Here is a 23,620-nt window from a genome sequence, read left to right as displayed (position 1 = left end):
AACGGGAACCGGACTGACATTTTTGCCGGGAATTTCACGAGCCGGGCTGCACGCGCGCCCACGCGGGGCCGCCGCGTGATCATATCGATCCGGCGCCAGCGGGCTTTGCGTCCGGCGCCGATGTCGTTTCACCGGCGAGACCGGCGAAGACGAACTGGCGGTAGAGGTCGTGGTATTTGCCACGCCGGGCGAGGAGTTCGCGGTGATTGCCGCGTTCGACGATGCGTCCCTGGTCGAGAACGAGGATGTGGTCGGCGCGGACGATGGTGCTGAGGCGGTGGGCGACGACGAAGCTGGTGCGGCCGGAGAGCAGGCGGGAGAGCGCGTGCTGGAGGCGGTGTTCGGTGACGGGATCGACGGCGCTGGTGGCTTCGTCGAGGATGAGGATGCGGGGGTTGGCAAGGAGGGCGCGGGCGAAACAGACGAGCTGGCGCTGGCCGAGGGAAAGGCTGGCGCCGCCTTCGCCGACCTCGGTGTCGAGTCCTTGCGGGAGGCTTTCGAGCAGGTCGAGGCAATCGAGCTGGCGGGCGGCGTCGTTCACGTCGGCGTCGGTGGCAGAGGGGAGGCCGAAGCGGATGTTTTCGCGGACGGTGCCGGTGAAAAGGAAGTTGGTCTGGAAGACGATGCCGGTCTGCCGGTGCAGCGATGCGGAGCGGAGGGTGCGGATTTCGCGTCCGTCGATGAGGACCTCGCCGGTGGTGGGCAGGTAGAACTTGCAGACGAGATTGATGATGGAGGACTTGCCGCTGCCGGTGTGTCCGACGAGCGCGAGGGTCTGGCCGGGCGTGGCGACGAGGTTGATGTCGTGGAGGACGAGGCGCGCAGGGTCATAGCCGAAGCAGACATTGCGAAACTCGACGCGGGCGCCGGGGGCAGGGCGCGATCCGGCGGTCTCCCGCGGGTCGGGCAGGTCGCCGGCCTCGGGCGCATCGCTCCACTCGGGCTTCAGGTCGATGAGACGGAAGACGCGTTCCGCGCCGGCCATGGAGGTGACCGTCTGCGTGTAGAGGTTGCCGAGTTGCTGGAGCGACTGGAAAAAAAGGGCGGGCAAGAAGAAGAAGGCGATGAGGCTGCCGACTTCCATGCCGGCAAAACCGTGGAGCGCGCCGTAGCCGCCGACGACGAGCATGGCGGCGATGAAGAACTGGCTGCTCAGGTCGAGCAACGGCACATAGAGCGCGGATTCGGACGCGAGCGCGACGTTGTCGCCGGCGAGCTTGCTGACGTAGCCTTCGAAGATATCCTCGCCCCGGCGCTGGCGGGTGAAGCCCTGGATGACGCGCATGCCGCGCACGGATTCGGCGAGGTTGCCGGTGAGGCGGCTGCTGCTCTCGGCGGCGGCGCGGGACAGCCGGCTCAGCCGGGGGTGAAAATAGCGGCTGGTCAGCCAGATGACCGGGCCCACGCCGAGGAGGAGCAGGAACAGCACCCGGTTGTAGTAGAGCATGAGGGCCGCGGCGCCGAGCATCTGGCCGAGCAGCAGGATGCTGAAGAAAAACACCTGCTGCATGCCGCGACGCACCGATTCGATGTCGGTGATCACGCGGCTGAGGATGCGGCCGAGTTTGGTTTTGTGAAACCAGGCCAGCGGCATGCGCTGGAGATTGCCGAAGACGTCGTTGCGCAGATCGTGGATGACCGCCTCGCCCAGTTCGAGCTGGTTGCGCTGGCGGAGATGAAAGATGACGGCGGTGAACGCCAGCAGACCCACGAAGCCGAGCGTTTCGATCACGGTGAGGCGATAGTCGCCGCGCGTGACGGGGCCGTTGATAATCGCCGCGATCGACCAGGCGAGCGCCGGTTTTTGCAGGGCGCGGACGGCGGTGAGCACGAAGATGAAATTGCGCTTGGCCGCATAGGGCCGGCTATAGGCGAGCACGCGACGGATGACCTTCCAGTCGATGGCGGCGCCGGGAGGACGTTCCTCTCCGAGGCCGCGCAGGGGATTGCCGCGTCCGGCTCCGTGAAAGGGCGAGCTCATGGGGCAACCGGGTCGCTTTCCCCGGCGAGCAGGCGGCGACTTTCGTCGTCAACCATCTGGTGCATGGCGGCGCCGCGATAGGGGCCGTCTTCCTGCATGAGCCGGGCGTGGGTGCCGGCCTGGACGATGCGACCGTGTTCGAGGACGATGATCCGGTCGGCGCGACGGAGCGTGCTGAGGCGGTGGGCAACCACGAAGGTGGTGCGGCCGGCAAGGGACTGCTCGATGGCCGCGAGGATTTCGTGCTCGGTTTCGGGATCGATCGCGGCGGTGGGATCGTCGAGGAGCAGGATGGCGGGATTGGCGAGCAGGGCACGGGCAATGGTGAGCCGCTGGCGCTGGCCGCCGGAAAGATCGACGCCGCTCTCGCCGAGGATGGCCCCGTAGCCGTCGGGAAGGGCTTCGATGAAGTCGTGCGCGCAGGCGGCTTTGGCGGCGGTCACGATCGCCTCGCGGGAGGCGTCGGGCTGGCCAAAGGCGATGTTGGCGGCCACGGTGTCGCTGAACAGGAAGTTTTCCTGAAACACCACGCCGACGCGGCGGCGCAGCGCCTGCAAGTCCCAGTCGCGCACGTCCACGCCGTCCACGAGCACGCGGCCGGCGGCGGGATCGTAGAACCGGGGGATGAGGCTGAGCAGCGCGCTCTTGCCCGAGCCGGTCTCGCCGACGATGGCGACGCATTCGCCGGGGGCGATGTCGAAGCTCAGTCCGTCGAGCACGGCGGGGCCGTCCTCGATATGATGGAACGAGACGTTCTCGAAACGCACGGAGCCGCCGCCGCGCGCGGGGATGACCGGGCGGGCGGGCAGGGGCAGGCCGGCGGGGGCGTCGAGGATGTCGAACACGCGGCGGGCTCCTGTAAGGCTTTCCTGGATACCATTGGCGATCTGGGCGATGGTGGTGACCTGGTTGGCAAACTGTTGCAGCAGGCCGGCGAAGACGACAAGGCCGGTGCCGAGAGGCAGGGTGCCGTCGATCACGAGCTTGCCGCCGTAGAGGAGCAGGGTCACGAGGCTGATCTGGGTGAGAAAATCAATGCCCGGGGTGAACAGCGACATGCGCCAGAAGATGCGGCGCTGCTGGTCCTTCACGGCGAGATTGTCGGAGCGGAAGTGATCCGAAACCTCGGGCTCGCGGGCGAAGCCCTTGATGACGCCGACGCCCTCGATGGACTCGGCGAGGGTGAGCACCATGCGGTCGAAGAGCGACCGGTTGCGCAGGTAGAGCGGATGCACGGAGCGCGAGTAGCGGATGCAGATGAAAACGAGCAGCGGCAGCAACGCGAGGCAGGCGAGGGTGAGGCCGACGTGGATGTTCAGCATGTAAACGAGATAGACGGAGATGGTGAGGACCGTCACGAGGGCCTGAACCAGCACGGTATCCACAAAGGCGCGCACGGAGGCGATGTCGCCGGTGGCCCGGTTGATGATTTCGCCGCGGCTGTGCTGGTCGAAAAAGCGGAAGTGCAGGCGCTGGAGTTTCGAGAACACGGCGGTCTGCAGATCGGAGATGACGCGACGGTGGACGAGGCGGGCGAGGAGCGCGCCGGCCAGCCAGGTGAGCGCGCCGCGCAGCAGGGCGGCGAGGACAACGACCGCGGCGACGAGCAGAAGGACGGTCATCGGCTCCCATGAAGCCGGCGGGACGAGGCCCAGCGGCCAGCGTGCGGGCGGGACGCCGGGCGAGAGCGTGGCGTGCAGGTAGTCGATGCCCAGGCCGGCCGAACCGAGGCCGACAAGGCCGAGCGCGAGCAGGCAGATCTGGCAGACGATGACCTGGAGGCAACGCACGCGGTCGCGCCAGCAGAGAGCCAGCAGGCGCAGCAAGGCGGAACGCGAGGGCGCCGGCGCGTCCGCGACACGGGCGGAGGCTCCGGGCGGGAGCGATCCGGGAGGACGGCCTCCGTTGCGGCTGGCGCCGCGGGGGGCGACGCCGGCAGGCATGGCGGCGGCGCGACTCACGGCAAAGGATTGGGGAGCGCGACGGGCGATTCCTCGATGGAGATGCTTTCCAGACCGGTGAGGCTTGGCTGGAGGTCGGTGTTTCCGGGTTTCCGGTATTTCATGTGGCAGTTTTGTGACAGGAAAAAAGCGCCGGCAGGAACCCGGCGCCGGAAGGTTGCGGGTTATACGCTCAGGTGGTGATGGTGCGGCGTTTTACGCTGGCGGCGAGGGCGGAGAGAACGGGTTTGAGTGCATGGTCGATGGCGGGAAGATGCGCAGGCGAACCGGCGCTCGCAAGAAGGAGCACGGTTTTGCCTCGCAGCGTCGACGTCCGGCTCACACGAACGGCACAAATTTTTCCGCCCGGTTGTGCCGGTTGATCCGCACCACGCTGGTGTTCGGCAGGCTCTCGACAAACATTCGCCCGTAAGGTTTCTGGATGATCCGCGGGTCGAGCAGCGTGATGACCCCGCGATCGCGCGCGCTGCGGATCAGCCGGCCCACGCCCTGCCGGAAAGTCATCAGCGCCTCGGGCAGCGTGATCTCCTGGAACGGATTGCCGCCGCGCTCGCGCACCCACTCCGTGCGCGCCTCGAGAATCGGATGCGTGGGCACCTCGAAGGGCAGCCGCGTGATGATGACTTGCGAGAGCGAATCGCCCGGCACGTCGATGCCGGTCCAGAAACTGTCCGTGCCGAAAAGGATGCCGTTGCCTGTCTCGCGCAGCAGCCGGGCGAGTTCGGTGCGCGAAGCGTCGCGGCCTTGCATGAGAAAAGGCCGTTTCGCCCCTTCGTAAACCGGCTCCAGCTCCTCGGCCACGCGTTTCATGTCGGCGTAGCTGGTAAAGAGGACGAGCGAACCGCCCTGCGTGCGGCGGGTGCAGAAGTCGATGTAGTCGATCAGCGATTCGAGCGCGAGCCGGGCGTCCTGCGGCGAGGGCGGCGGGATGTCGGTGGCGGCGTAGACGCGCATCTGGCGGGCGAAGTCGAAGGGCGACGCCTCGATGGCCGTGCGGGCGGCCTCGCCGCCGATGCGGTGCTGGAAGGGCTCGATGCGACCGCCGAGGGCGAGCGTGGCGCTGGTGCAGACGACGGCGGTGCCGCGGTCGAAAAGAGCGTCGCGGATGCACGGCGCCACGTCGATGGGCGCGGTGCGCAGGGTGATGATCGTCTGGCGGCGTCCGCTGCGTTCGGCCCAGTAAACGAGCTTGTCCGGCTCGGCGACGGTGAGGAACTGGCTGATGCCGGTCTGGCAGCTTTTGATTTTGGCCGCCTGTTCGAGCATTTCCTGGCGCTGGCTGGAGTCATCGGGGAGCTTGTCGGCGCGGTCGCGCACGACCTTGTGCAGCGCGGTGAGCGGCCCGTCGAGCCAGGGCTCGGCAAACCCCTCCGAGCGCACGCGGGCGATCGGGCGTTGCAGGAGGAGGCGTTCCTCGACGTGGGCGAAAAACTGGCGGGCGGCTTCGAGGGCGTCGTCCACAAGTTGCAGTTCGTGCGGGAGCGCGCCGGTTTTTTTGAGGAGGCCGCGGCGGGTGCGCGGGTTGTAGAGGTACTTGAGCATCCGGTCCACGCCGTAGCTGCTGATGCGCAACCCGAAGTAGTCGGTGGCGACGCCGGGCACGGTGTGGGCTTCGTCGAGGACGACGAAGTCGTCGGGAAAGAGCACCCCGCGCGTGTTGCCGCCGGGAGCTCCGCCGGCGTTGAGGAGGGCGAAGAGGAGCGAGTGGTTGACGACGATGACGTGGGCCTTGCTGATGCGGGCGCGGGCGCGCTGGTAGAAACACGTCTCGCAATTGCAGTATTTGCGGGCGCAGGCGGAGGAGTCGGCGTTGACCAGTTCCCACACCTCGGGAGCGGGCGGCGGGTTGAGTTCGTGGCGGAGCCCTTCGGGCGAGTTTTGCGCCCAGTCGGCGATGCGCTGGAGCTCGGCGTGTTCGGGGGTGGAAAAAAGTTCGTGTTTGTCGCGCAGGGCGGCGGCGAGGCGCGTCGTGCACAGGTAGTTGCCCTTGCCGACGAGGACGGCGGACTTGAAATCGGCGTAGCCGGCGGTTTCCGGCGAGGCCGCGAACACGCGGCGGCAGAGCGGCAGGTCCTTGCGGTCGATCTGTTCCTGGAGGGCGATCGTGTGGGTGGAGACGATCATCTGCCGGCTCTGGTCCATGGCGTGGATGATGCCGGGGAGGAGGTAGGCGAGGGATTTGCCGACGCCGGTGCCGGCCTCGAAGAGGAGAGGGGCGTTGTCGGCGAACGAGCGGGCGACGGCGCGGGCCATCGCTTCCTGCTGCGGACGGTGCTCGAGCTTGAGGCCGGCCTGGAGCGTGCCGCCGGGAGCGAAGACATGCGCGGCGAGCCCCGGAGCGCGCGACGGGGGCGGCAGCTCCGGAGGGGGGGCGTCATTGGTTTCGCTCAGGCCGATCATCGGGAAGTGTGGTGCGGATGCGGAAAAACACCGAGCTTCCGGGGACGAGGGAACAAGAGCAAGCGCGCAAGGACCGGGTTTGCCGCCGCCAAAGAGCCCGGACATTGCGCCCGATCCGGGCATGCCCAGGCACACGCGGCGCCTGCTGCCCGCGAAGGTCTGTCAACTGCCGGACAGAGTAGGCGCGGCAGGCAAGGCGTCCTCGTGTCGGGTGACGTGCTGCACCACTTCCATCTCCGGATTTTCACCGTAGCGGGTGACGTTCAGGATCTCGCCGTCCCAGGGAAACCGGCCGATGATCCGCTCCTTCATGATCCAGTGTTCGGCGAGTTTTTTCGGGTTCTTTTCGACACGGCCCCGGATCAGGATGCTGGTTCCGTAGCTCGGATCGTAGACCAGGGTCGATCCGCCATATTCAAAGAAACAGAGCGCATGTCCGAGTCTGGATTTCGAGGGACGGGCGTCCCAGACCACGCTGATGACTTCCGCCCAATGGGAGCCTTCCTCCAGCGAGGCTTTTGCCGCGAGCGCGTCCTTGTAGCGAATGGAGTTGATCATGCAGGCGTTGGGCGCATCGACATTGCGTATTTCAGGGGTGGCTGCGCAGCCGCCAAACAGAAGCGCCAGGGAAAAGATCGCCAAGGGAGGGGAGGCCTTCATCGCAGCGCGCATCCATCTGGTGATGGTGTTTCCCGTCTTCGTCTCCGGCTGCGTCCTGTTCGCGGCGGCAGAGAGGGTCTTCGTGCAGACCTCCGGAGCGTGATATCGCATGGCATGGTTTTTCATAGAGTCGTGAATCAGATGTTGGCCAAATGATACCGGCTCCACTCCCCGACCCGGTAGTCGGGTAAACCCTGTATTTTAATATTAGTTACGCGGGTAATTAGTTTTGGAATACATGTGTATAAGAAAATGGAAAATGCCTTCGCCGGGCGATTTGTTCAGGTGTTTGCCTGACAGGTGAAGGCGGGATAACCGATGGATGGCCATCGGGGCGGGTAAAACGAATGTCTTTGCCTGTCAGGGGAAAGGATTGGGAAAGCGGGGTGACAATCCGCATTCAGGGGGAGGAGTGAGTCAGGGAAATCCCCGTTATAATGTTCCGGGCCAGTTCCAGGTCGGCCTGCCCGCAGGTCCTGTTTGCAGGGCGGCGGCGTTATTCGTGGCGTCGGGGATTTGACCCGATCACTTCAGCCGCATCCGTATTTTTGCCGGCGCGAAGGCATTTCGGGCAAGTCCGCGCAGGGTGACGGACGGGGCGAAAGTCCCGCAGGACCGGAAGGCGCGCTGTCGCGCGTCCGGTGGCGGGGACGCCGCCGCTCCAATACCTGTCCGGGGCTTGCTCCGGGGCTCTGCATTGGTTTCCGGATACAAAAAAGCGGCGGAGAACCGGGAGGGTTCTCCGCCGCGGGGAGTGTGCGGGGCTGCTCAGGCGAGCGAGCGGTTCACGGCGCTGACGACGGCCTTGATCGAGGCGAGCTCGATGTTGGTGTCCATGCCGGCGCCGAAGAAGGTGTTTCCGCCCGGCATGCTTTTGACCTGGATGTACGAGACCGCCAGCGTGTCGGCCCCGCGGCCGATCGAGTGTTCGGAATAGCTGACCAGCTCGAACGCAGGCACGCCGGCCGTGGCGAGCGCGCGGACGAAGGCATCGATCGGGCCGTTGCCACGCGCGCCCACGGTCTGTGCCTGGCCGTTGTAGACGATCCGGGCCTCGCAGATGACGGCGCTGTCGCGTTCGGTGGCCTTGAAATTCTCGAGCGCGAGCGGCGTGCGGCGGTCGATGTATTCGCGGACGAAGGCGTCGTGGATATCCGCAGGTGTCAGCTCGGTGCCTTTGCTGTCGGCGAGGTCGTTGACGATCTTGCCGATCTCCTTGTGCATGAGCTTGGGGAGCTGGTAGCCGAATTCGTTTTCGAGGATATAGGCAACGCCGCCCTTGCCGGACTGCGAATTGATGCGGATGATCGCCTTGTAGTTACGCCCGACATCGGCCGGGTCGATCGTGATGTAGAGCGTCGTCCACGGCTGGCCGGGTTTCTGGTATGGCCAGGATTTTTTGATCGCATCCTGGTGGGAACCGCTGAAGGCGGTGAACACGAGGTCGCCGGCATAGGGATGACGCGGAGGCACCTCCATGCGCGTGCAGCGTTCGTACACCTCGCGGATGGCGTTGATGTTGCTGAAATCGAGGTTCGGGTGGACGCCCTGCGTGTAGAGGTTGAGCGCCACCGTCACGATATCGAGATTGCCGGTGCGTTCGCCGTTGCCGAAGAGCGTGCCCTCGACGCGGTCGGCGCCGGCGAGCAAGGCCAGTTCGGTGGCGGCCACGCCGGTGCCGCGGTCGTTGTGCGTGTGGAGCGAGACGAGCGTGGAGTCGCGGCGCGTGAGGTGCCGGCACATCCACTCGATCTGGTCGGCATGGATGTTGGGCGTGGCGTACTCGACGGTGGCGGGCAGGTTGATGATGATCCTGTCCTGCGGCGTGGGCTGCCAGACGTCGGTGACGGCTTCGCAGACTTCGAGCGCAAATTCGAGTTCGGTGCTGTTGAAGCTCTCCGGCGAGTATTGCAGGCGGATGTGCGTGCCTTCGGCGATGAGCGGGGCGGCGTGTTTCTTGAGCAATTCGACGCCGCGGACAGCGATGCCCTTGATGTCGTCCTTGGTCGCGCCGAAGACGTACCGGCGCTGGTAAGGCGAGGTGGAATTGTAGAGATGGAAAATGACGTTTCTGGCACCGCGCAAGGCCTGGAGGGAGCGCGTGATGAGCTCCTCGCGGCACTGGCAGAGGATCTGGATGGCGACATCGTCGGGGATGCGTTTTTCGTCGATGAGGCGGCGGCAGAAATCGAACTCGATCTGCGAGGCGGAGGGGAAACCGACTTCGATTTCCTTGAAACCCATGCGGACGAGCATGTCGAAAAACTCGAGTTTTTCCGTGACGCTCATCGGCTGGGCGAGCGCCTGGTTGCCATCGCGGAGATCGACGCTGCACCAGACGGGGGCCTGCGTGTGGGTGCGCGACGGCCATTGTCGGTCGGGCAAGTTCACCGGCGGAAAGGGCCGGTATTTGGTGACGGGAGCGGATTGCATGACGGTGAGTGGTATTGGTTTTGAAAAAAGTGCTAAACGGAAAGCCGGCGCATGTGAACAGGGAACGGCAAAGCCGATGCCGGTTGAATCGGGCTCGCTGCGAGAGGGGAAGGACGCACGATCAGCCGCTGCCGGGCGGCCGTTTCAGTGACCGTGCGCCAGAGTAAGTCGCAGGAGATTCGTGTGCGTGGATCGCATCAAGGCGGTGAGGTATAAGCGAAAGCAGGGGGCGGAGTCAAGGATGCTGCGTGGAGGCAGGTTGTAGTTGGAAATTTGAAGTTGGAAGTTTGGAAACGGACAGTTGGTGGTCCGCCAGAAATCCGGCACTCTCTTTCTGCACCAACTTCAAACTTCAGATTTCCAACTACAAGCTACCGACTATCAACGTTCTTTGTCACATGTTTTTCGGGGGAGGAGCGCCGGCCTTCGATGGTCAGCAGGGGGGCGTCGCCCCGCAGCCAGACGGCCAGATGGGAGGCGACGGTCGTTTCGAGGAGACGCGTGCGACCCTTGAGCGCGCACTCCCGGATTGTGGCGACGCGCCAGCCCAGGGCGAGGAGACCGGCCACATTTTCATCGTCGCGGATGCGGTTGCGACCGATCTTGGCCGTCCAGAAGGCGCGGCGGGTGCCGGGGAGTTTGAAGAGGTGGCAATCATGACCATGCCAGAAGCAGCCATGGACGAACACCACGGCGCGGTAGCGCGGGAGCACGATGTCGGGCTTGCCGGGGAGGTCGCGGCCGTGGAGCCGGAAGCGAAATCCGTCCCGGTGCAGCAACTGGCGGATGCGGATTTCCGGCTTCGTATTCTCACCACGAATACCGCTCATCATCCGGCTGCGCGTCGCCTTGTTTACGATATCGGTCATGGAGCGGGGAAGATGAGCCCACGAAACACACGAAAAGACACGAAAAAAAAGACCATCCGCTACTTCAGGTTTCCTTTTCGTGTCTTTTCGTGTGTTTCGTGGGCACGATTTTGAGGAATTCAGGCCAAGGCCAGTTCGGGCTGGGTGGCGGCGGGCGTGTGTCTGGCCTTCAGGGCGCGGATGTGCGGGAGCATGATGCGGGCGGCTTCGCGCATGACGGGCACCACGACCGAGTTGCCGAATTGCGCGTAGGCGCGGGTGTCGCTGACCGGGATGCGGAACGTATCCGGGAAACCCATCAGGCGGGCGCACTCGCGCGGGGTGAGCCGGCGCGGGTTTTTCCCGGGACCGCGGCTGAGGAGGATTTCGGAGCCGTCCTTGTAGTAGCGGGCCGAGAGCGTGCGGGCGACGTCGCCGGGCGTGACGAGGCCGAAGCCGAAGCCGTTGCCGGCGGCGCGGTGTTTGGCGGCGTAGGCTTGCAGGTAGGCCCAGAGTTTGTCGGTAAGCGTGTAGCGGCCGGCGACGGCGGCACGGTCGCCGGTCGTGTACGGTTCCTCGACGGGTTCGCTGCCATCTTCGGGATGGAGGATGTCGGAGAGGGCGGGTCTGGCGCGGGGTTTTTCGAGGGCGTCCCAGGTGAAAGCGGTTTTTTCGCGGAAGCCGGCGATGAGGATGCGCTCGCGGTGCTGGGGCACCCAGGCTTGTCCGTCGATCACGCGCCAGTGGATGTCGTAGCCGAGTTCGTCGCGGAGCGTGGCGAGGATGACGCGGAAGGTGTTGCCCTTGTCGTGGCTGGCAAGGTTCTTGACGTTTTCGAGGAGGAAGGCGGGCGGGCGCTTTTCGGCGATGATGCGGGCGACGTCGAAAAAGAGCGTGCCCTGCGTGGCGCAGGCGAAGCCGTCGGGGCGGCCGAGCGAGCGTTTCTTGCTGACGCCGGCGATGGAGAACGGCTGGCAGGGGAAGCCGGCGAGGAGCACGTCGTGATCGGGCACGTCGGCGGCGGGGAAGGGCACGATGTCGCCGACGATCGGGTGGTTTTCGCCGAAATTGGCGCGGTAGGTTTTTTGCGAATACGCATTCCACTCCGAGGTGAACACGCATTGGCCGCCGGCGGCTTCGAAGCCGATGCGGATGCCGCCGATGCCGGCGAACAGGTCGATGAACGTGAACGCCGCCGGTGCGCCGTTTTGCCCCGGGCGGGCGTCGCGGAGGCCGGAGAGCGCGGTGCCGAGCATGGGCGGGCAGGGGACTTCGCCGGTTTCCCACTGGCTGAGGCTTTTGGTCGTGACGCCGAGCAGGCGGGCGAGCGCGGTGCGCGGGATATCGCGGCGGACCTGGCGCAGGAGGCGGTGGATTTCGACGGGACGGAGCGGGCTCACGGGAGGCGGAGGACGGTGGCGAGTTCGCGGAGGAGGCGGTCGTTTTGGGACTCGGTGCCGACAGTGATGCGGATCCAGTCGGGCAGGCCGTAGCCGGCGACGGGGCGGATGATCACGCCGCGCCTCTGGAGCTCGGCAAACACGCGGGCGCCATGGCCGGTTTTGGCGAGGATGAAATTGGCGTGGCTGGGCACGGTTTTTATGTCGAACCCGAACCCGAGCGCACGCAGGCCGGCTTCCAGTTGCGCGAGGCCGGCGCGGTTGGTGGCGAGGCTGCGCGCGACGAATTCGTGGTCGTCGAGAGCGGCCTCGGCGGCGGCGAGGCCGATGGCGTTGACGTTGAAGGGCTGCCGGGCGCGGTTGAGGAGGCCGGCCAGTTCCGGGCTGCAATAGCCGTAGCCGACGCGCAGGGAGGCGAGGCCGTAGATTTTGGAAAACGTCCGCAGGCCGATGACATGCCGGCCTTCGGCGATGAGCGGGCGGATGTCGGCGCGGTAATCGCCTTCGAGAAATTCGGCGTAGGCTTCGTCGAGGACGAGCACGACGTGAGGCGGCAGGGCGCGGGCAAAGGCGAGCAGGTCGGCGGCGGGGTTGGCGGTGCCGGTGGGGTTGTTGGGGCTGGCGACGAAAACGAGTTTCGTGAGCGGCGTGACGGCGGCGGCGAGCGCGGGAAGATCGTGGGTGTGATCGACGAGCGGCACCTCGACGGGCTTCGCGCCGAAGAGGAGGGCGACGAGCTTGTAAATGATGAAGGCGGGGTTGCCCATGACGACCTCGTCGCCGGGTCGCAGGAACACGTGGCCGAGGAGTTCGAGGAGCTCGTTGGAACCGTTGCCGATGACGAACTGCGACGGGTCGAGTTCGTACCGGGCGGCGAGTTTCGCGCGCAGGGTCACGCAGCCGCCATCGGGGTAGAGTTCGGCGTGGCCGAGGGCGGCGGTGGCGGCGGCGACGCCGCGGGGCGAGGGGCCGAGGGCGTTTTCGTTGGAGGCGAGCTTGATGATGCTGGCCGGATCGAGCCCGAGTTCACGGGCGACATCCTCGATGGGTTTGCCCGGTTCGTAGACGGGTTGTTTGAGGATGGCGGGATTGACGAGATCGGTGAGGAGCATGGGAAAGAAGTGAAAGCCCGAAGGCCGGATCAGGTGCGGCTGGGGACGATGACGACCTGCATGCCGGCGGCGCGGGCGCCGCGGATGCCCGGTTCGCCGTCTTCGAATACGAGGCATTTTCCGGGTGGCACGCCCATGCGGCGGGCGGCCTCGATAAAGATGTCGGGCTCGGGCTTGCCCCGGCCGGGAGCGACGTCGAGCGGGGTGACGATGATCGGGAACAGGTCGCGCAGGCCGGCGGCGTCGAGCGCGGGCAGGGCGATTTCGGGGCCGCCGCCGGTGGCGATGGCAACCGGGCGGGTTTTCGAAATGCGGCGGGCGAAGTCGACGACCGGGGCGATGTGTTCGAGTTTGTCGAGCCGGTCGAGATAAAGCGCCTCCTTGCGGGAGGCCACGGTTTCGCGGTCGAGGTCGAGCTGGTAGTGTTTGCCGAGGATTTCCGCGACCTGCACGGTGGAGACGCCGCTGAGGGAATAAAAGAGATCTTCGTTGAGGGTGCCGGGCATGCCAAACCCGCGCATGGCCTCGTCCCAGGCGAGGTAGTGGACGGGCATCGAGTTAACGAGAGTGCCGTCGAGGTCGAAGATGTAGCCGGCGAAGTCGCCTTCGGGAATGTCGATTTTCATGCGTTCCCTTCCAGACCACCGTCCGGAAGGCCAGGTGGCAACGGCGATTTCACCCCGGCCCGACGGACCGGGTGTAATCCGGGGCAACCTCAGGGACGGCGTGCGTGTGGCCCGGCTATCCTGGCCGTGCGGTAACCGGAGAGAGGGAGACCGCTAAAGATCGCTAATGGTCGCTAAAAACCGGACAATCGGAAAAAATCCGGTTTAGCGTCCGTTAGCGGTTTATTCAAAATGATCCTGTTCCATAGGGAAATCATACGCTGTGCTTCGGTCTCCGTCTCTTCTGCGATCACCTCCGCCGTCCTTTCATGAAAAAAAAACTCCCCGTTCTCCTCCTGCTTGTCGCGGTCGTCGGGCTGGCATGGTTTTTCCGGCTGCGTCCGGCGCCTGCCCGCGACGGCGTCCTCACGCTGTACGGCAACGTGGACATTCGCGAGGTGAACCTGGGTTTCCGCGTTGCCGGACGTGTGACCGAAGTGCTCCACGACGAAGGCGACGCGATCGCGGCCGGCGCGGTGCTGGCGAGACTGGATGCCGGGCCTTATGCGCGCGTGGTCGAGCAGGCCGAGGCGGCGCTGGCGGCGGCCGAAGCCGAGGCGCAACGTCTCGCCGCCGGTTATCGCCCCGAGGAGATCGCGCAGGCCCGCGCCAACGTTGGCCAGGCCGAAGCCATCCATGCCAATGCCGCGCTCAACGCGAACCGCGCCCGGGAACTGATCGCCAAAAACGTCATCCCGCAGGAAGAACACGACGACCGCCTCGCGCGCCAGACGGAGACGGCCAGGCAGTTGCAGGCGGCCGAAGCCAGCCTCGCCCTGCTGGAAGCCGGCTATCGCGTCGAGGATATCGCCCGCGCCCGGGCGCAGGCAGCCGAAGCGCGCGCGGCGCTGGCGGCGGCGCGTATCAATCTCGATGATACCACGCTGGCGGCGCCATCGGCGGGCACGCTCTCCACGCGGGCGCTGGAGCCGGGCAGCATCGTGCAGCCGGGCTCGACGGTGCTGACGCTGTCGCTCGACCGTCCGGTGTGGGTGCGCGCTTACGTGGACGAGCCGGACCTCGGCACGGTGGCGCCCGGAACGGAAGTCGAGGTGCTGACCGACGCCCGGCCGGGGAAGCCGTATCGCGGCACGATCGGGTTTGTGTCTCCGCGGGCCGAATTCACGCCGAAGACCGTGCAGACGGAAGACCTGCGGACATCGCTGGTTTATCGCCTGAGGATCGTGATCGCGGAGCCGGATTCGCAACTCCGGCAGGGGATGCCGGTGACGGTGCGTATGAAAAAACTGAAAACTGAAAACTGAAAATCTGAAATGGCGGCACTTGCATACGCTCCGGTTTTCGTATTCCGCCTCCTCGACATGTCTCGTTCCGGTGCCTGATTCCAGCTTCAGCATTTCCCGCCCATGCCCGCCGTCACCCTGAGCGAGATTACCCGCACCTTTCCCGGTTCACCGAAACCGGCGCTGGAAGGCGTGTCGGCGGAGATTCACCGCGGGCGGATCGCAGGACTCGTCGGACCGGACGGAGCGGGGAAAACCACGCTGATGCGACTGATGGCCGGGTTGATGAAACCCGATGCGGGAACCCTCCGGGTGTTTGGCCATGATCCGGTGCGCGAGGCCGCGGCGCTGCGGGGACTCGTCGGCTACATGCCGCAAAAATTCGGATTGTACGAGGACCTCACGGTTCAGGAAAATCTCACGCTTCACGCCGACCTGCGCGGCCTCGTCGGGGCGGAGCGACGGACGACCTTCGAACGGTTGCTGACGTTTACGGATCTGGCCCGTTTTACGGACCGGCTGGCGGGAAAACTCTCCGGCGGCATGAAACAAAAACTCGGGCTGGCCTGCGCGCTGCTCGGCACGCCGAAGTTGTTGCTGCTCGACGAACCGGGCGTGGGTGTGGATCCGATCTCGCGACGCGAGTTGTGGCGGATGGTGCGCGAGTTGTCCGGCGAGGGCATCGCGGTCGTCTGGAGCACGGCCTACCTCGACGAAGCCGAACGGTGCGACGACGTGCTGCTGCTCAACGAGGGGAAAACGTTGTTTTCCGGCACGCCGGCGGAGCTGATCTCCCGGGCTTCCGGAGGCGAGGACGGGAAGAGGCCGCGGTTCGAGGATGCGTTCATCGGGCTTCTCGGCGGAGCGCCGGCGGGAGTGTCGCCGTTGACGGGCATCCTGCGCGACATCCCGCGCGATGGTTCCACCGTGATCGCGACGCGCGACCTGACGCGCACGTTTGGCGACTTCACGGCGGCCGACCGGATCACCTTTGAAGTGAAGCGCGGGGAAATTTACGGGTTGCTCGGTCCCAACGGCGCGGGGAAATCGACCACGTTCCGGATGCTCTGCGGCCTGCTCGCGCCCACCTCCGGCCACGCGATGGCGGCGGGGATCGACCTGCGGCACAGTCCGGCGCAGGCGAGGCAGCGGATCGGCTACATGGCGCAAAAGTTCTCGCTCTACGGTCTCCTCACGGTGGCGCAGAACCTGGCGTTTTTTTCCGGAGCCTACGGCCTCAACGGACGGGCCCAGCGCGAGGCGATGGCCGCGGTGACGGACTGTTTTCACCTGGGGCCGTATCTCGCGGCGAAGGCGGATTCGTTGCCGCTCGGGTTCAAGCAACGGCTGGCGCTGGCCTGCGCGGTGATGCATGGGCCGGACCTGCTGTTTCTGGACGAGCCGACGTCGGGCGTGGATCCGGTGACGCGCCGCGAGTTCTGGTCGCACATCAAGGCGGCGGTGGCGCGCGGCGTCACGGTGATGGTGACGACGCATTTCATGGACGAGGCCGAATACTGCGACCGGATCGGGCTGGTGTATCGCGGCCGCTTCATCGCCAACGGCACTCCGGCGGAACTGAAGCGGCAGGCCGGCGCGGAAACGATGGAAGAGGCGTTTATCACGCTGGTGGAGGGGAGCGGGCTGTGAACCTCCGTCGTCTCGTCGCCCTTTGCCGGAAGGAATCGCTGCAGATCGTCCGCGACCCCGTGACCATCCTCATCGCGTTCATCCTGCCGGTGGTCATGTTGTTCATTTACGGATACGGCCTCAATCTCGACACGGGGCGCACGCGCATCGGGCTGCTCTGCGAAGACACGTCGCCGGAAGCGCGGCGGCTGGCGGCGAGTTTTACCGGATCGCCTTACCTCGACGTGCAGGCGTTCACGGATCGCGGTGCGATGGGCGAGGCGCTGACGCGGTCGCGGATTCGCGGATTCGTGGTGATCCCGCCGGACTTCTCCGCGCGGGTGGAGCGCGAGGGCGCGGCGGCCGCGCCGCTCCAGGTCGTGGCCGACGGTTCGGAACCCAACACGGCCAGCTTCGTGCAGGCTTACGTGCTCGGCGCCTGGCAGGGCTGGCTGGAGCACCGCGCGGACGATCTCGGGCTGCCGCCGCCCGCCGCGCATGCCATCTCGCTGGAACAGACCTTCTGGTTCAACCCGACGGCGGAGAGCCGCTATTACCTGATACCGGGCTCGATCACGGTCATCATGACGGTCATCGGCGCGCTGCTCACGGCGCTCGTCGTGGCGCGCGAGTGGGAACGCGGGACCATGGAGGCGTTGCTGGCATCGCCGGTCACCCGGGCCGAAATGCTCCTGGGCAAGATCGTGCCCTACTACGTGCTCGGGATGGCGGTGCTGTTTCTGTGCGTGGCGGTGGCGCGCGGAGTGATGGGCGTGCCGTTTCGCGGATCGTTGTTCGCGCTCTGGGCGGCGGGGTCGCTGTTTCTGCTGAGCGTGCTGGGGATGGGGCTGCTGCTTTCCACGGTGACGCGCAACCAGTTCAATGCGGCGCAGGCCACGCTCATGGCGGCGTTTTTGCCGGCGATGATGCTGTCGGGATTCATCTTTGAAATCGCGTCGATGCCCGCGCCGGTCCGCGCGGCGAGCCACGTGATCCCGGCGCGCTATTTCGTGACGGCGATGCAGACGATTTTCCAGGCGGGCGACCTGTGGCCCGTGGTGCGTCCGTGTCTGGTTTTCCTCGGCTGCACCGCGGTGCTGTTTCTGGGGATCACCGCGCTGAAAACAAGGAGGCGGCTGGACTGAAACCGGGTGGAAATCCCCGAGGCCGACACCCGGAGCCCCGGAATCTGCAAACACGGAAAACAATGAACACCCTGCGCCGCATACTCGTTCTCGTCCGCAAGGAATTGCAGACCTTGCTCGGCGACCGCCAGGGGCGGTTGCTGCTGGTCATGCCGGTGATCCTGCAGATGGCGCTGTTCCCGCTGGCGGCGACGCTGGAAGTGAAGAACGCCACCCTGGCCGTTTACGACCGGGATGGCGGACCGGCGGCCATCGAACTCGTGCAACGGCTCGGCTCGGCGCGGCGCACGTTTGCGAAAATCCTTTTTCTGCGAAGCGAGGCGGAGCTGACGCGCGCCATCGAGGAGCAGCAGGCGCTGGCGGCGGTGCGCATCCCGCCGGATTTTTCCCGGCGGGTGGCGCGCGGCGATGCGCCGCAGTTGCAGATCGTGCTGGACGGGCGAAGGTCCAACAGCGGGCAGATCGTCGCGGGCTACCTCCGGCAGATTGCGGCGGGGCTGGCGGCGGGCGATGCCGTTGCCGTCGTCGCCGGGCCGGCTGCGCAGGATGCCCTGGCGGTGCGCAACTGGTTCAACCCGAATCTCGATTACCTCGACTTCGTCCTGCCGTGCCTGATCGCGATCATCACGACGGTGGGCGTGCTGGTGGTGACGGCGCTTTCGGTGGCGCGCGAGCGCGAGCAGGGGACGTTTGACCAGTTGCTGGTGTCGCCGTTCACGCCCGAGATGATCATGGCCGGGAAAATCGCCCCGGCGGTGCTCGTGGCGGCGTTTCAGGCGACGCTCATCCTGCTGGCGGCGGTGTTCGTTTACCGCGTGCCGTTCCAGGGCAGCCTGCTGATGCTTTACGGCGGCATCCTGCTCTACGCGCTGGCGCTGGCCGGCGTGGGGCTTTTCATTTCGTCGGTCTGCGCGACGCAGCAGCAGGCGTTTCTGGGGATGTTCAGCTTCATGATGCCGGCGATCATGCTGTCGGGTTTCGCGGCGCCGGTGGAAAACATGCCGGTGTTCCTCCAGCATGTTTCGTGGTTCAATCCGATCCGGCACTTCATGGAAGTGGTGAAGGCGGTGTACCTGAAAAATGCGACCCCCGCGCACGTCGCGGAGCTGGCTTGGCCGCTGCTGGTGATCGGGGCGGTCACCCTGACGGCGGCGGGCGTGGTTTTCCGGCGGAAGGCGACGTGATGGGAGAGGCCACGCCACGCAAGGAAAGGTGATAAGTGTCTGTCTTTTGCAAAAATGAGCTGACTCCGTCCCCAGGCATCGCCACGGTGCCGGTCGTTCCGCTTCCGGCGTTTCTGCCACAACGTTTATCCTGACGATCCTGCCACATGAGCCTTGCCGCCGACCTGCTGAAAGAGGTCCCGCTGTTCAAATTCCTGAGCGATCAGGAACGCGAGACGCTGGGGAAAACCCTGGAAATCGTCCGTTATCCGAAAAATTCGACGGTATTCAACGTCGGCGATCCGGGTGATTCGTTCTATGTGATCTGCACGGGCCATGTGGAGGTGTTTTTCAAGAACAACACCGGCGAACAGGTCGTGCTCGAGACGCCCCGGGCGGGAGAATTTTTTGGCGAACTTTCGATGCTCGACGGAGGACCGCGCAGCGCTTCGGTCCGTGTGGTGGAGGATCTCGAGGCCGTGCGCGTGAGCCGTGACCGCCTCGAGGCATTTTTGCAGGCGCACCCGACCACGGCGATGAGTTTTCTCACCGCGATGGGGCGCCGCATGCGTGTATCGGCCGAAAAACTGCGGCACACGGCCACGCGCAACGTCAACGAGGCCGCGGCGGACAACCGCACTCTCGTGCAGAAGTCGGCGGACTGGATCGCGGAGTTTGCCGGCAGCATCACGTTCCTGATCCTGCACGTGATCTGGTTCACGCTCTGGCTCGTTCTCAACACGGTGAAGGTGCCGGGCATCCCGCAGTTCGATCCGTATCCGTTCGGGTTTCTCACGCTGACGGTTTCGCTGGAAGCGATTTTCCTCTCGGTCTTCGTGCTGTTGAGCCAGAACCGCCAGGCGGCGAAGGACCGGGTACGCTCCGACGTGGAGTACGATGTGAACCTGAAGGCCGAACTCGAGATCATGCACCTGCACGAAAAGGTGGACCGCATGAACGCCGACGTGCTCGACCGCCTCGAGAAACTCCGGCGCGCGCAGCCCGCCGCATCCGCCTCGCCTGCGCCGGAGGGCCGGCCGCCTTCCTGACATGATTTTGCATGGCAGGGTTGCCAGACCGCGAAGTTGAGGCAGGGTACAGGTCGGACTCCATATATCATTAACCCTATGAAAACCTCTATCCTCCTGTTCAGTCTTGTTGCCGCCCTGCTTGCCGGCGGCTGTGTCTCGCAAAAATCGCTCAGCAAGGAATGGGTCGGCGAACCGGCGGCGAAATATCTGTCCAAGCACGGCGCGCCGAAGGATCGCATCCCGAATCCCGACGGGACGTCCACCTGGGTCTTCCAGGACGGTGACGACGTGACCACGCTCAAGGTCGATGCACAGGGTGTGATTCAGGGGCTCACCTACGAGGATCGCTGACCGACGCGCATCGTCGGGCATCTTGCCTGAGTGTTGCTACGACAGAATGACAGAAGAAGCGGCGGTCTTCGCCGCGTCTTCCTGTGCAAACCGGATGGCTGCCGGGCCGCCTCCGCTGTTTGCCGGCCACAAGGCTGTCCGGTCTTGCAGAATCCGTTTGGCAGCCGGACCGGCAACGGGCAGTAACGGATCCCATGTATCTCGCTTCCCCGTCCCGTTACGATAATCCCTCGCTCTACCGCCGCTGCGGCCGCTCCGGCCTGCACCTGCCGCTGGTCTCGCTCGGACTGTGGCACAACTTCGGCGGTGTCGATGTATTCGAAAACAGCCGCGCCATCGTGCGGCGCGCTTTCGATCTCGGCGTCACGCACTTCGATCTCGCCAACAACTACGGTCCGCCGCCCGGCTCGGCCGAGGAGAATTTCGGGAAAATGCTCCGCCATGACCTCGCCCCGTACCGCGACGAACTCGTGATTTCCACCAAGGCCGGCTACCGGATGTGGCCCGGCCCGTATGGCGAGTGGGGTTCGCGCAAATACCTGCTCTCTTCCCTCGACGCCTCGCTCCGCCGCCTCGGGCTCGACTACGTCGACATTTTTTATCACCACCGCCCCGATCCCGACACGCCGCTGGAGGAATCGATGGGCGCGCTCGCCCATGCCGTGCGCAGCGGCAAGGCGATCCATGCCGGTCTTTCCAACTACAACGCCGAACAGACGGCGCGCGCCGCGAAACTGCTGCGCGAACTGGGCGTGCCGGCGCTCATCCACCAGCCGGTTTACAACATGTTCAACCGCTGGATCGAACCCGAACTGCTCGGCGTGCTGGAACGCGAGGGCATGGGCTGCATCCCGTTCTCGCCGCTGGCGCAGGGGCTTCTCACCAATCGTTATCTCAACGGCATTCCCGACGACGCCCGCGCCGCCAAGGCGCACGGTTTCCTCAAGGCCGACCGCGTGACACCCGAAGTGCTGGCGAAGGTGAAGGCGCTCGATGCGATCGCCCGCGAGCGCGGCCAGTCGCTGGCGCAGATGGCGCTGGCCTGGACGATCCGCGACAAGCGCGTGACTACGGCACTGATCGGAGCCAGCAAGGTCAGCCAGCTCGAGGACAACCTCGCCGCGCTGAAGACCCTCGACTTCTCCTCCGACGAACTGGCGGCGATCGAAAAGGCGCTGGCAGGGTGAGGAGAGGGAAATGCATTCTGTGGTTACGTAGCAGCATGCCTCCGCGCATGCCGGATGCATGCGGCACGCCCGAACGTGGCACGGGCATCCTTGCCCGTGTGCGTTGCCTCTCCGCAGCGACCGGAAACAAACCGGCGGCGCTTCGCGCCGTCCACGGCCAGGATGGCCGTGCCACTTCTGACGCGGGCGGGACGCCCGCGCCACGCTGATGAACCTCATCCTCTTCGAACCTTCCGAACTGGCAAAACCGCTCCCGCGGACCGACCCGCGGGCGGAGCATATCCTCGCGGTGCTCCGCCGCCGGCCGGGCGACACCTTCGACGCCGGCCTGATCGACGGTCCGCTAGGCAAGGCGACCCTCGCCGGCGTGACGCCGAGCGGACTGACGCTCTCGTTTGCGGCCACGCGCGAGCCGCCGCCGCTTCCGCCCGTGACGCTCGTCGTCGGCCTGGCGCGCCCGCAGACCGCGCGCAAGATCCTGTTCGAGGCGACCACGCTCGGCGTAGGCGCGATCCACTTTGTGGCGACGGAAAAGACCGACCCCAACTACGCCGCGAGCACGCTGTGGCGCTCCGGTGAATGGCGGCGGCATCTCGTGGACGCGGCGCAACAGGCGTTCGACACGAGCCTGCCGGCCGTCACCTGGAACCGTTCGCTGGCGCAGGCGCTGGCGGATGAGAATGTATCCGCTGCTTCGTTACGCATCGCGCTCGACAATTACGAGGCGACCGCCGGCCTGCATGAGGCGGTCGCGGGCAAACGTTCCGGCGGCTGCGTGCTCGCCGTCGGCCCGGAGCGCGGCTGGGGCGACCACGACCGCGACCTGCTGCGCGGGAGCGGCTTCACGCTCGTTCACCTGGGTTCGCGGGTCCTGCGGGTGGAAACGGCAGTGGTGGCGGGGCTGGCGGTGATGATCGCCGGTTCGTCCGGCCGGGCTTCTGCCGATGCTCCGGCAACCTGTCAGGAATCACGGCCGGGCCGGTCGAAATAGTCGACGAGATCGTACACGCGTTCGTTGAGCGGGCGCATGGCCCTGGTGAGGCCGGTCCAGGGCGTGAACCGGATGTCGAGAATGCCCTTGTTGGAATCGCGGTTGGAGGGATCGGTGGAGAGGTCGGCGGGATCATTGTCCATGTACCGGAACCAGTGCCAGCCGACGCAGGAAGGCGTTTCCAGCAGGCCGAGGGCAAAATGCTGGTAAAAGCGCCCACGGTCGGCCTGGGTGCGGACGATCCAGCCGGCGCCGGTGGTATTGGGCAGGCCGGAATCCTCCGCCTTCACGTACCACTCGCTGACGAGGAAAGGACGGCCGCTCCAGCGTGCCCAGCGGGCAAACCGGTCGCGGTCCGGCGTCCATTGACCGTAGATGTTGGCGGCGATCACATCGACATACCGGCCGGCGGCGGTCCACACGGCCTCGCTGGCGAGCGCCTGACCGTGGAGCCGCGAACCCAGGTAGAGGTGATTCGGGTCGTGACGGCGGATGGCGGCGGAGACGATGCGGTAATAGCGATCGGCAACGTAGCCGAGGAAGGTGGCGCGGTCGTCGGTTGAGGGTGCGGCGTCGGCGGAGCCGCGGCGGGCGTGCAGCCAGTCGCGGGCAGCGCGCCCGCCGGGATCGTCGGCCGGAAGCCGGAGGAAATTGTCGAGCGTGCGGGAACGAAAGGGCAGTTCGTTGTCGGAAAAATAACCGACCAGCCAAGGATCGTCGCGCGTCGCCGGCAGCCGGGCGGCGGCGAATTCGTCGCAGAACCGCTCGAATTCCGGATCGAAAACAAAGATGGCGTTTTCCGGATAGCCGGTGTGCCCGGGAAGCGGATACGTGCCGCCGCGCTTGCGGCCGTAGCTGCCCATGAAATTGTGAACGAGCGTGTAGGGCAGGGGACGGGCGACGGCGCGGAGGGGGGCGGTTTCGGACCACGCTCCGAGCGAGTTGAAACCGAGAGCGCGAAGGTCGTGCGTGGTGGTTTCAGCCCAGTTGGCGGCGGAGCCGAATTTTTCCCGCAGGGCTTCGCGGACAACGGCGGAGCGTCCGGAGGCGGACTTGACGACGGCGAGGCCGACGGAATACCACGGGTGCCCGTCCGGCGTCACGAGCCACCAGCGGCCGCCGGCGGCCCGTTCGACACGGAAAAAGCCGGTGGCGTGAAGCGGCACGCGGGCGTCACCGCCGAAGCGGTCGAGCGGGACCGTCTCCGCGGGAGGAAGGGGCAGATCGGCGAGAAGCCGGACGTTTTCCGTCCGCCACGGAGCGCCGGGTTTGGTGCGGACCTCGACGGTGCAGGCGGAGTCGGCGGCGAAGGTTGCCTGAGTGGCGAACCAAAGAGCGAAAAAAACTGGCAGAAGGCGGCGGGGCATAAAGAGAACCGCAGCCTGCAACGCTCCGGAGCAAATTTCAATGGCGTCGCTG

General features: G+C 65.7%; 21 protein-coding genes. 9 read left to right on the top strand and 12 right to left on the bottom strand.

The genetic code is table 11. The features are described 5' to 3' along the window. Positions 1-79: 79 nt before the first annotated feature. The 11 genes from OPIT5_28730 to OPIT5_28680 form a co-directional block, all read right to left on the bottom strand. A complete protein-coding gene (locus OPIT5_28730; protein AHF93584.1) occupies positions 80-1,981 on the bottom strand; it encodes a sugar ABC transporter in 1,902 nt (633 codons plus the stop codon). After that, on the bottom strand, positions 1,978-3,924 hold the full coding sequence (locus tag OPIT5_28725; GenBank protein AHF93583.1) for a sugar ABC transporter: 1,947 nt from the start codon (positions 3,922-3,924) through the stop codon (positions 1,978-1,980). Before OPIT5_28725 ends, OPIT5_28730 begins: the two co-directional genes overlap by 4 nt. 14 nt (positions 3,925-3,938) lie before the next feature. Further along, positions 3,939-4,046: a hypothetical protein gene (locus OPIT5_28720; GenBank protein AHF94866.1), complete on the bottom strand. Its 108-nt coding sequence runs from the start codon at positions 4,044-4,046 to the stop codon at positions 3,939-3,941. A 68-nt stretch (positions 4,047-4,114) separates the two neighbouring features. Continuing rightward, positions 4,115-4,264 (bottom strand): hypothetical protein, encoded by a 150-nt coding sequence (locus OPIT5_28715; protein AHF94865.1) that lies wholly within the window; start codon positions 4,262-4,264, stop codon positions 4,115-4,117. Then, positions 4,261-6,342: a helicase gene (locus tag OPIT5_28710; protein AHF93582.1), complete on the bottom strand. Its 2,082-nt coding sequence runs from the start codon at positions 6,340-6,342 to the stop codon at positions 4,261-4,263. Before OPIT5_28710 ends, OPIT5_28715 begins: the two co-directional genes overlap by 4 nt. Positions 6,343-6,504: 162 nt before the next feature. Beyond that, positions 6,505-7,128 (bottom strand): hypothetical protein, encoded by a 624-nt coding sequence (locus OPIT5_28705; GenBank protein AHF93581.1) that lies wholly within the window; start codon positions 7,126-7,128, stop codon positions 6,505-6,507. A gap of 642 nt (positions 7,129-7,770) precedes the next feature. After that, positions 7,771-9,435, bottom strand: coding sequence for a 2-isopropylmalate synthase (locus tag OPIT5_28700; GenBank protein ID AHF93580.1), 1,665 nt, complete (start codon positions 9,433-9,435; stop codon positions 7,771-7,773). Positions 9,436-9,806: 371 nt separating this feature from the next. Beyond that, positions 9,807-10,304 (bottom strand): DNA glycosylase, encoded by a 498-nt coding sequence (locus OPIT5_28695; protein ID AHF93579.1) that lies wholly within the window; start codon positions 10,302-10,304, stop codon positions 9,807-9,809. Positions 10,305-10,423: 119 nt separating this feature from the next. Continuing rightward, on the bottom strand, positions 10,424-11,683 hold the full coding sequence (locus OPIT5_28690; GenBank protein ID AHF93578.1) for a DNA-cytosine methyltransferase: 1,260 nt from the start codon (positions 11,681-11,683) through the stop codon (positions 10,424-10,426). Continuing rightward, positions 11,680-12,795, bottom strand: a complete 1,116-nt coding sequence (locus OPIT5_28685) for a histidinol-phosphate aminotransferase (protein AHF93577.1) — start codon at positions 12,793-12,795, stop codon at positions 11,680-11,682. The genes OPIT5_28690 and OPIT5_28685 overlap by 4 nt, the downstream gene beginning before the upstream one ends. A 29-nt stretch (positions 12,796-12,824) precedes the next feature. Then, the gene (locus OPIT5_28680) at positions 12,825-13,421 is read right to left on the bottom strand and encodes a haloacid dehalogenase (GenBank protein ID AHF93576.1); all 597 of its coding nucleotides are present in this window, start codon (positions 13,419-13,421) and stop codon (positions 12,825-12,827) included. A gap of 308 nt (positions 13,422-13,729) precedes the next feature. Here OPIT5_28680 and OPIT5_28675 point away from each other — a divergent pair, with 308 nt between their 5' ends. The 9 genes from OPIT5_28675 (at position 13,730) to OPIT5_28635 (ending at position 22,201) form a co-directional block, all read left to right on the top strand. Then, a complete protein-coding gene (locus tag OPIT5_28675) occupies positions 13,730-14,725 on the top strand; it encodes a transporter (protein ID AHF93575.1) in 996 nt (331 codons plus the stop codon). 102 nt (positions 14,726-14,827) lie between these two features. Further along, entirely contained in the window at positions 14,828-16,354 is a 1,527-nt protein-coding gene (locus tag OPIT5_28670; protein AHF93574.1) for a multidrug ABC transporter ATP-binding protein, read from the top strand. Then, the gene (locus tag OPIT5_28665; GenBank protein AHF93573.1) at positions 16,351-17,478 is read left to right on the top strand and encodes a membrane protein; all 1,128 of its coding nucleotides are present in this window, start codon (positions 16,351-16,353) and stop codon (positions 17,476-17,478) included. The genes OPIT5_28670 and OPIT5_28665 overlap by 4 nt, the downstream gene beginning before the upstream one ends. A gap of 71 nt (positions 17,479-17,549) precedes the next feature. Continuing rightward, a complete protein-coding gene (locus OPIT5_28660) occupies positions 17,550-18,662 on the top strand; it encodes a membrane protein (GenBank protein AHF93572.1) in 1,113 nt (370 codons plus the stop codon). Between the two features lie 146 nt (positions 18,663-18,808). Beyond that, positions 18,809-19,690 carry a membrane protein gene (locus OPIT5_28655; GenBank protein AHF93571.1) on the top strand — a complete coding sequence of 294 codons (882 nt, stop codon included), beginning with the start codon at positions 18,809-18,811 and terminating at the stop codon, positions 19,688-19,690. A gap of 78 nt (positions 19,691-19,768) precedes the next feature. Beyond that, positions 19,769-20,023, top strand: a complete 255-nt coding sequence (locus tag OPIT5_28650; GenBank protein AHF93570.1) for a hypothetical protein — start codon at positions 19,769-19,771, stop codon at positions 20,021-20,023. A 194-nt stretch (positions 20,024-20,217) separates the two neighbouring features. Beyond that, the gene (locus OPIT5_28645; GenBank protein AHF93569.1) at positions 20,218-21,210 is read left to right on the top strand and encodes an L-glyceraldehyde 3-phosphate reductase; all 993 of its coding nucleotides are present in this window, start codon (positions 20,218-20,220) and stop codon (positions 21,208-21,210) included. Between the two features lie 35 nt (positions 21,211-21,245). Next, positions 21,246-21,419 (top strand): hypothetical protein, encoded by a 174-nt coding sequence (locus tag OPIT5_28640; protein AHF94864.1) that lies wholly within the window; start codon positions 21,246-21,248, stop codon positions 21,417-21,419. Further along, entirely contained in the window at positions 21,419-22,201 is a 783-nt protein-coding gene (locus OPIT5_28635; GenBank protein AHF93568.1) for a 16S rRNA methyltransferase, read from the top strand. Before OPIT5_28640 ends, OPIT5_28635 begins: the two co-directional genes overlap by 1 nt. On the opposite strand, the gene OPIT5_28630 is transcribed toward OPIT5_28635, so the two are convergent. Beyond that, the gene (locus tag OPIT5_28630) at positions 22,171-23,568 is read right to left on the bottom strand and encodes a hypothetical protein (protein ID AHF93567.1); all 1,398 of its coding nucleotides are present in this window, start codon (positions 23,566-23,568) and stop codon (positions 22,171-22,173) included. The two genes, OPIT5_28635 and OPIT5_28630, sit on opposite strands and share 31 nt — an antisense overlap. Positions 23,569-23,620 lie beyond the last annotated feature (52 nt).

This window comes from Opitutaceae bacterium TAV5, from assembly GCA_000242935.3.
Lineage (GTDB): Bacteria > Verrucomicrobiota > Verrucomicrobiia > Opitutales > Opitutaceae > Geminisphaera.
The sequence above is the reverse complement of the archived record's forward strand: the minus strand, read 5'-3'. Positions and strand labels throughout refer to the sequence as shown.